Origin of the sequence: Streptomyces harbinensis (assembly GCF_900116145.1) — a bacterium.
Classification (GTDB): Bacteria; Actinomycetota; Actinomycetes; order Streptomycetales; family Streptomycetaceae; genus Streptomyces; species Streptomyces carpaticus.
Genome location: NZ_FPAB01000012.1, coordinates 123,827 through 132,177 on the forward strand (window position 1 = coordinate 123,827; position 8,351 = coordinate 132,177).

An 8,351-nucleotide genomic window follows, 5' to 3' on the forward strand; every position below is an offset into this window, starting at 1 on the left:
CATCCGCGCAACAAACGCGTCAATACGGGACACTTCAGCACATAATCAAGTGTGCTCGGGGAAAGGACGCCATGTCGGAAAGCTCCTCGCCCCGCGCTGCGTCCTTCCCTTCTTCTCCGGGCGATCCCCGGGTTGATGTCACGCAGGGCGGGGCTCTGCTGCGTTCACTGACCGGGCCGCTGGCCCGCTGGCTGCCCCGGCAGCGCTGGTTCGCCGGCAAGGGCCGGCCGCTGGCCGGGCTCACCCTGCTGTCCGCCACCGAACTCCTGCCGTGCGACGCGCCGGGGTACGCGCCGGGGCTGCTGCATCTGCTGGTGCGCACCCGCCAGTCGGGCCCGGCGCCGGCGGCGGGCGACTGCTATCAGCTGCTGCTGGGGGTGCGCGCGGCGCTGCCCCCGGACCTCATGCCCGCGCTGGTGGGCCGGCCGAGCGAAGGCCCGCTGCGGGACCGCGCCGTGTACGAGGCGCTGTACGACCCGCGGCTCGCCGCCGTCCTGCTGGAACGGCTGCGGGCACCGGGCCGGCTCGGCGCGCTGCGGTTCGACCGGGCGCCGGGCGCCGAGATCCCGCGCGGACTCACCGCCCGCGCGCTCAGCGGCGAACAGACCAACTCCTCCGTGGTGTACGGCGAGACCCACATCCTGAAGCTGTTCCGCCGGGTCTCCCCCGGCCTGCACCCCGATCTGGAACTGCCGCGCGCGCTGGCCGAGGCCGGCTGCACGCGGGTGCCCGCGCCCTGTGCCTGGTTCGAGGCGTCGTGGCCGGACGGCGACGGCGGCGGCGAGCCGCTGACGCTCGGAGTCCTCCAGCCGTATCTGGCCGGATCGAGCGACGGCTGGCAGTTGGCGCTGCGCTCCCTGGGGAGCCGCGCCGACTTCAGCGCGGCGGCGCACGCGCTGGGGCGCGCGATGGCCGAGGTGCACACCGCGCTGGCGCAGACCCTGCCCACCTCGGTCCTGGACCGCGGGCAGCTGGAACAGACCGCGACCGCCATGCACGACCGGCTGGCCCAGGCGGCCGGCGCCGTACCGGAGCTGCGCCCCTACCGCACCGGCCTCGGGCGGGCGTACGCGGCGCTGGCCGGGTACGCGCGCGGCGGCGGCGACTGCCTGGCGCAGCGGCTGCACGGCGATCTGCATCTGGGACAGGTACTGCGCCGCTCGGGGGAGGCGCACTGGTCGGTGATCGACTTCGAGGGCGAGCCGGCCAGGCCGCTGGCCGACCGCCGGCTCCCGGGTCCGCCGGTGCGGGACATCGCGGGCATGCTGCGGTCCTTCGACTACGCGGCCTGCCAGCATCCGGACGGCGGCTCCTGGGCGGCGGACTGGTCGCGGGCCAGCCGCGGCGCGTTCTGCCGGGGGTACGCGGCGGCCAGCGGCTTCGATCCGCTCAGCACCCCGGAGGTGCTGCGCGCCTACGAGACGGACAAGGCCGTCTACGAGGTGCTGTACGAGGCCAGGCACCGGCCGCACTGGCTGCATGTGCCGATGACCGCGATCCGCCGGCTGGCCGCCGCCACCCCCTGACGGCGCGCGGCCCCTGCCGTCGGCTGGCCTCTTCTCCCCCGTCATCCCCGTCTCCCCCTCCTTCTTTCCTCTCTCCTGATCTCTCTTCTCCCCTTCTCTCCCTTCGCACCGAGGAGCACCCGCCGTGGAACGTGACCGCCTGCTGACCGGCGCGCACCATGATCCGCACGCCCTGCTGGGGGCGCACACGGCGCCCGGCGGGGTGGTGATCCGCGTACTGCGCCCCGGCGCGCGGGCAGTGACCGTGCTGGCGCCCAAGCTGCGCGTCACGCTCACCGACACCGGTGACGGCCTGTTCGAGGGGGTGCTACCGCTGTCCGCGCCGCCCCGCTACCGGCTGCTCGTCACCGAACGGGCCGGCGGGTCGCCGGTCGTGGTGGAGGACCCGTACCGCTTCCTGCCCGCCCTCGGCGAGCTGGATCTCCATCTGATCGCCGAGGGCCGGCACGAGCGGCTGTGGGAGGCGCTGGGCGCCCGGGTGCTCACCCACGAGGGGGTGCGCGGCACCCGGTTCACGGTGTGGGCCCCGCACGCCAGGGGCGTGCGGGTCGCCGCCGACTTCAACGGCTGGGACGGCACCGGGCATCCGCTGCGTTCCCTCGGCGGCAGCGGGGTGTGGGAGCTGTTCGTGCCGGGCGTCGGCGCGGGCGTCCGGTACAAGTTCGACATCTGCCGCCCGGACGGCAGCCACACCCTGCGCGCCGATCCGCTGGCCCGGCGCACCGAGTGCCCGCCCGCGAACGCCTCGGTGGTGCACGAGAGCCGCTACCGGTGGGGCGATGAGGAGTGGATGGCGCACCGCGCCGGGCACGCCGCGACCGACGCGCCGATGTCCGTGTACGAGCTGCACCTCGGCTCCTGGCGCCCCGGTCTTGGCGCGCGGGAGCTGGCGGAGCAGCTGCCGGAGTACGTCCGGGAGCTGGGCTTCACGCATGTGGAACTGATGCCGCCCGCCGAACACCCGTACGGCCCGTCCTGGGGCTACCAGGTGACGGGCTACTACGCGCCGACCGCGCGGCTGGGCCCGCCGGACGACGTCAAGTACCTGGTGGACGCGCTGCACCGGGCGGGCATCGGGGTGCTGATGGACTGGGTGCCCGCGCACTTCCCCAAGGACGACTGGGCGCTGGCGGTCTTCGACGGGGCGCCGTGCTACGAGCATCCGGACCCGGCGCGGGCCGAGCATCCGGACTGGGGCACGCTGGAGTTCGACTGGGGCCGCCGCGAGGTGCGCAACTTCCTGGTGGCCAACGCCCTGTACTGGTGCGAGGAGTACCACATCGACGGGCTGCGGGTGGACGCGGTCGCCTCGATGCTGTACCTGGACTACTCCCGCCCGCCGGGCGGCTGGACGCCGAACGAGCACGGCGGCCGGGAGAACCCGGACGCGGTGGCGTTCCTCCAGGAACTGAACGCCACCCTGCACCGCCGCTGCCCCGGGGTGGTCACCGTCGCGGAGGAGTCCACCGCCTGGGACGGGGTGACGCGGGCGCCCGAGCGGGTCGGGGAGTCGGGGTTCGGCGGCCTGGGTTTCGACTACAAGTGGAACATGGGCTGGATGCACGACTCGCTGCTCTACATGGGGCGGGATCCGGTGCACCGCGCGTACCACCACGACGAGATCACGTTCTCCATGGTGTACGCGTACGCCGAGAACTATGTGCTGCCGATCTCGCACGACGAGGTGGTGCACGGCAAACGCGCCCTGGTGAACAAGATGCCGGGCGACTGGTGGCAGCGGCGGGCCGGGCACCGCGCGTACCTGGGGTTCATGTGGGCCCATCCGGGCAAGCAGCTGCTGTTCATGGGGCAGGAGTTCGCCCAGGGCGCGGAGTGGTCGGAGGTCGAGGGGCCGCAGTGGTGGACGCTGGCCGCCGGCTATCCGGCGGCCGGTGACCACCGGGGGGTACAGGATCTGGTGCGCGAGCTGAACCGCGTCTACCGGGCGACCCCGGCACTGTGGGAGCGGGACACCGAGCCGGCCGGCTTCGCCTGGATCGACGCGGGCGCGGCGGCGGACAACGTCCTGGCCCATCTGCGGTTCGCGGCGGACGGTGAGCCGCTGATCTCGGTGAGCAACTTCTCCCCGGTGGTGCGCGAGGGCTACCGGCTGGGCGTCCCCGGCCAGGTCCCGGCCTGGTCGGAGGTGCTGAACACGGACGCGGCGCCGTACGGCGGCAGCGGGCTGACCCACACCGAGCCGCTGAAGACCGAGGCGGTGCCCTGGCACGGCCGGGACAGCAGCGTCGCGCTCACCCTCCCGCCGCTGGCCACCCTCTGGCTGCGGCCCGCCGTCTGATCGGTCGGCAACTCCGGGAACACCTGTGCGTCAACGCCCGCGTGACGGGGCATCCTCCCGTCCACATGATCACAGCGGAGTGATCACGAGCACTGCGGAGGGCTGGAACATGTCGGCTTCGAGTGAGGTGCGGGCCCCGGCGGGCGAGCAGGACGGCTCCACGGGGACCCCGCGCAGGGTGTGGATCGGCCGGTTCCTCGGTCCGCTTCTCGCCCTGCTGACCTACGCGTTGTTGTCCGGGGACTCCTCCCTGTCCACACCGGCGCGCACCACGGCCGCCGTGGTGGTGCTGGTGGCGGTGTGGTGGATGACGGAGGCGCTGCCGCTGCCCGCCACCTCGCTGATTCCCATCGTCGCCTTCCCACTGCTGGGCATCCTGGAGATCGGCGAGGCCACGGCGCCGTTCGCCCACCCCACGGTCTTCCTGTACATGGGCGGCTTCATCATCGCGCTGGCGATGCAGAAGTGGAATCTGCACAAGCGGATCGCGCTGCTCACGATGCGGGCCATCGGCACCCGGCCGTCCCGGCTGATCCTGGGCATCATGGTGGCCACCGCGTTCATCAGCATGTGGGTCAACAACACCGCCACCGCGCTGATGATGCTGCCGATCGGTACCAGCGTGCTGGCCATGGTGATGGCGCAGAACGACGACGGCGACGAACAGGCCGCCACCGACCGGGCCAACTTCGCCACCGCGCTGATGCTGTCGATCGCCTACTCGGCCTCCATCGGAGGGCTGGCCACCCTGGTCGGCAGTCTGCCGAACCTGATCATGAAGGGGTTCGTGGAGCAGACCTACGGCGTCACCATCGGCTTCGTCGACTGGATGAAGCTCGGCGTCCCGGTCACGGTGCTCTTCCTCGGTTTCACCTGGTTCTACCTGACCCGGATCGCTTTCCGGGTCAACCTCTCCAACGTCGCCGGGGGCCAGGACGCCGTCCGCGAGGAACTGGCGAAGCTGGGCCCGATGTCACGCGGCGAATGGTCGGTTCTGGTGGTCTTCGTCTCCACCGCGTTCCTGTGGCTGTTCCGGGACCAGCTGACCGGCTGGACGGCCCTGACCGACCTGCTGCCGTTCGTGGCGCGCCTGACCGACGAGGGCATCGCGATCACCGCGGCCGTCGCCCTGTTCCTCATCCCGGTGCGCCCCCGCCAGGGGGAGCAGGCCATGGACTGGCGGACCGCGCAGGAGGGCATCCCGTGGGGCGTGCTGCTGCTGTTCGGCGGCGGTCTGTCGCTGGCGCTCGCGGTGCAGACGACGGGGCTGAGCGCGTACATCGGGGACCGGATGAGCGGCCTCGGTGTGCTGCCGACCGTGCTGCTGGTCGCGGCGGTGTGCGGCACGATCCTGCTGGTGACCGAACTCGTCAGCAACACCGCCACCGCCTCCACCTTCCTGCCGGTGCTGGGCGGGGTGGCGGTCTCCCTCGGCATCGACCCGCTGCTGCTGCTCGTACCCGCCGCGCTGGCCTGCACATGCAGTTTCATGCTGCCGGTCGGCACCCCACCGAACGCCATCGTCTTCGGCTCCGGCTACATCACCCTCCCGCAGATGGTCAAGGCGGGCGTGTGGCTCAACATCTTCGGGGTGCTCATGATCACCGCGCTGATCATGGTGATCGGCCCCTGGGCCCTGGGCATCCAGTTGTAGGGCGTCCCGGCCCGGCCGCCCGCGGGCGGCCGGGCCGGATGGGCGGGCGCCTGCCTACACTCGTCCACAGGTTCGACATCCCGGCAGGTGCCCCCATGCGTGTTCTCCGTGCCAGACGCTCACGGATGAGCCTGGCGCGTCAGCTGTTCACGCTACAGATCGTACTGATCCTGCTGCTGGTGGTCACCAGCGCCGTACTGGTCTTCCTCCAGGTCCGCAACGACAACCGCACCGACACCGAGCACCAGGTGACCACCCTGGCCACCGGCCTCGCCGAGCTGCCCGAGGTCAAGCGGGCGGTGGCGGGCGAGGACCCGGCCGCCGCGCTCCAGCCGCTGGCCGAATCGGTACGGAAGGCCACCGACACCGACTTCATCGTGTTCATGGCGCCCGACCGGACCCGGTACTCGCACACCGACCCGGAGCTGATCGGGCTGCGCTTCCGGGGCAACATCGACCGCGCGCTCGCCGGGGAGTCCTTCACCGAGAGCTACGAGGGCACCCTGGGCCCGTCCATCCGCGCGGTGGTGCCCGTCACGGACGACCGGGGCGAGGTCACCGCGCTGGTCTCCATCGGCGTGCTCCAGAAGAAGATCGGCGCCGAGCTGAGCCGCCGGCTCGCGCCCGTCGTCCCCGTCTCCGCCGGCGCGCTGATCCTGGCCGGCGCCGGGTCGTGGGCGATCAGCCGGCGGCTGGACCGGCAGACCCTGGGGCTGGGCGCCGAGGAGATCACCCGGCTCTACGAGCACCACGACGCCGTGCTGCGCACCGTGCGCGAGGGCCTGCTGATCGTCTCGCCGCGCGGCGTACTGATCCTGGTCAACGACCACGCCCGGCGGCTGCTGGCGCTGCCGGAGGGGGCCGAGGGCCGCCCGGTGCTCGACCTGGGGCTGCCCTCCCCCGTCGGGCCGCTGCTGACCTCCGGATCCCCGGTGACCGACCGGCTGTGCGTGCACGGCGACCGGGTGCTGGTGCTCAACCAGGAGCGGATCGAGCGGCACGGCCGCCACCTGGGCACCGTGACCACGCTGCGCGATCACACCGAGCTGGAGGCGCTGGCCGGCGAGCTGGACTCGGCGCGCGGCTTCGCCGAGGCGCTGCGCTCGCAGGCGCACGAGTCGGCGAACCGGCTGCACACCGTGGTCACCATGATCGAACTGGGCCGGCCGGAGGAGGCGGTGGAGTTCGCCACCGTGGAACTGGCCTCGGCGCAGGCGCTGGCGGACCGGCTGACCGAGGAGGTCCAGGAGCCGGCGCTGGCCGCGCTGCTGCTGGGCAAGGCGGCGCAGGCGGCCGAGAAGGGCGTCGAGCTGGAGATCACCGACGACACCGCCGTCGCCGAGGCGGGGTTCGCGCCGCGCGATCTGGTGACGCTGGTCGGCAATCTCGTGGACAACGCCATCGAGGCGGCCCTGGCCGCCCCGCCGCCGCGCCGGGTCACGGTGACCGCGAGGACCGAGGGCGACAGCCTGCTGGTGCGGGTGTCCGACTCGGGCGCGGGGCTGGACGGCGCGGCGCTGGAGTCCATGTTCCGGCGCGGCTGGACCACCAAGCAGCCGCAGGGGGCGCGCGGGCAGGGCCTGGGCCTGGCCCTGGTGCGCCAGGTCATCGACCGTTACGGCGGGGACGTCGAGGTCAGCGGCGACGCCGGGGCGGTCTTCACCGTACGTCTGTACCGAGGAACGGCACCGTCATGATCAGCACGCTCGTCGTCGAGGACGACCCCCGTATCGCGGACGCGCACGCCCAGTTCACGGCCCGGGTGCCGGGCTTCGCGGTGGCCGGCACGGTGCACCGGGGCTCCGAGGCGCTGGACTTCCTGGACCGGCGCCCGGTGGATCTGGTGCTGCTGGACTTCTATCTGCCGGACATGACCGGTCTGGATGTGTGCCGGGGACTGCGGGCACACGGGCATCTGGCGGACATCATCGCGGTGACCTCGGCCCGCGATGTGCAGATCGTGCGCTCCGCGCTGGCGTACGGGGTGGTGCAGTACCTGCTGAAGCCGTTCACCTTCGCGGCGTTCCGCGACAAGCTGGAGCGGTACGCGGAGTACCGGCGGCGGCTGGCGGGGCACGGCAGGACGGCGGCGCAACAGGATCTGGACCGGGCGTTCGGCGCGCTGCGCGGCTCGGTGGGCGGGCCGCTGCCGAAGGGGATGAGCAATCAGACGCTGTCCTCGGTGGTGGACGCGCTGCGCGAGCACGCCCCGCGCGGGCTGACGGCGTCGGAGACGGCGGACCGGCTGGGCATGGCGCGGGTGACGACCCGGCGTTATCTGGAGCATCTGGCCGGCCAGGGGCTGGTCAGCCGGCGTCCCCGGTACGGGACGCAGGGCCGGCCGGAGCACGTGTACCACTGGAGTGATCCGGCGGCGGGCCGGGCGTGATCCGTACCGTGGCGGTGTGCGGTCGCGCGGCGGCGGGCCGGCCGCGCGGGTCGCGGTAGGGCTCCAGCAGCGCGCGTATCCGGCCGGCCAGTGCGCGGCTCTCCTCGGGGGTCAGGTGCACCAGCGCGGTGAACGCGCCGTCGCCGGCCGGCTCTTCGTGCTGGACGCGGGGGAAGCCGTCCCAGTTCTCCCAGCGCAGTCGCCAGGGCCTGGCCCGGCCGCCGGGGTGCGGGGCCTCCTCGACGATGCCGTAGCGGGCGAGTTGGCGCAGGTGGAACGAGCACAGGCCCGAGCTGTAGCCGAGGCGCCGGGCGGCCTCGGTGGAGGTGAGGGTGCCGGTCTGGTGGCCAATCAGGTGGACGTGGACCTATGGCTGTTCATCTGGGACGTGACTCCTCCTCCCGGATGAATCCGGGGGGCTTCTCCTGTCGGTGGCTAGGCCACGTCGGGAAGGACCAGCCCGGCCCTGAGTGCGACGTTCCA

The 8,351-nt window shown here is 72.6% G+C and carries 6 protein-coding genes; 5 read left to right on the forward strand and 1 reads right to left on the reverse strand.

Annotated features, from left to right (window positions below):
- Positions 1 to 71: 71 nt before the first annotated feature.
- The 5 genes from BM385_RS24590 to BM385_RS24610 all read left to right on the forward strand — a co-directional run bounded on the left by BM385_RS24590 (position 72) and on the right by BM385_RS24610 (position 7,868).
- Positions 72 to 1,526 (forward strand): maltokinase N-terminal cap-like domain-containing protein, encoded by a 1,455-nt coding sequence (locus tag BM385_RS24590; RefSeq protein WP_019434335.1) that lies wholly within the window; start codon positions 72 to 74, stop codon positions 1,524 to 1,526.
- Positions 1,527 to 1,650: 124 nt separating this feature from the next.
- Positions 1,651 to 3,825, forward strand: coding sequence for a 1,4-alpha-glucan branching enzyme (gene glgB / locus BM385_RS24595; protein ID WP_093844401.1), 2,175 nt, complete (start codon positions 1,651 to 1,653; stop codon positions 3,823 to 3,825).
- 79 nt (positions 3,826 to 3,904) lie between these two features.
- Complete coding sequence (locus tag BM385_RS24600; protein WP_202803455.1) at positions 3,905 to 5,479, forward strand: SLC13 family permease; 1,575 nt, start codon at positions 3,905 to 3,907, stop codon at positions 5,477 to 5,479.
- 125 nt (positions 5,480 to 5,604) lie between these two features.
- Positions 5,605 to 7,176, forward strand: a complete 1,572-nt coding sequence (locus BM385_RS24605) for a sensor histidine kinase (RefSeq protein ID WP_019434338.1) — start codon at positions 5,605 to 5,607, stop codon at positions 7,174 to 7,176.
- Complete coding sequence (locus tag BM385_RS24610) at positions 7,173 to 7,868, forward strand: response regulator (RefSeq protein WP_093844402.1); 696 nt, start codon at positions 7,173 to 7,175, stop codon at positions 7,866 to 7,868. The genes BM385_RS24605 and BM385_RS24610 overlap by 4 nt, the downstream gene beginning before the upstream one ends.
- Here the strand turns inward: BM385_RS24610 and BM385_RS24615 are convergent.
- Positions 7,786 to 8,223, reverse strand: a complete 438-nt coding sequence (locus tag BM385_RS24615; protein ID WP_254791730.1) for a winged helix-turn-helix transcriptional regulator — start codon at positions 8,221 to 8,223, stop codon at positions 7,786 to 7,788. The two genes, BM385_RS24610 and BM385_RS24615, sit on opposite strands and share 83 nt — an antisense overlap.
- Between the last annotated feature and the right edge of the window lie 128 nt (positions 8,224 to 8,351).

Excerpts from the sequence above, each read along its gene's own strand:
- BM385_RS24610 (WP_093844402.1), top strand. The coding sequence starts at position 7,173 with ATGATCAGCACGCTCGTCGTCGAGGACGACCCCCGTATCGCGGACGCG.
- BM385_RS24605 (WP_019434338.1), top strand. The coding sequence starts at position 5,605 with ATGAGCCTGGCGCGTCAGCTGTTCACGCTACAGATCGTACTGATCCTG.
- BM385_RS24590 (WP_019434335.1), top strand. The coding sequence starts at position 72 with ATGTCGGAAAGCTCCTCGCCCCGCGCTGCGTCCTTCCCTTCTTCTCCG.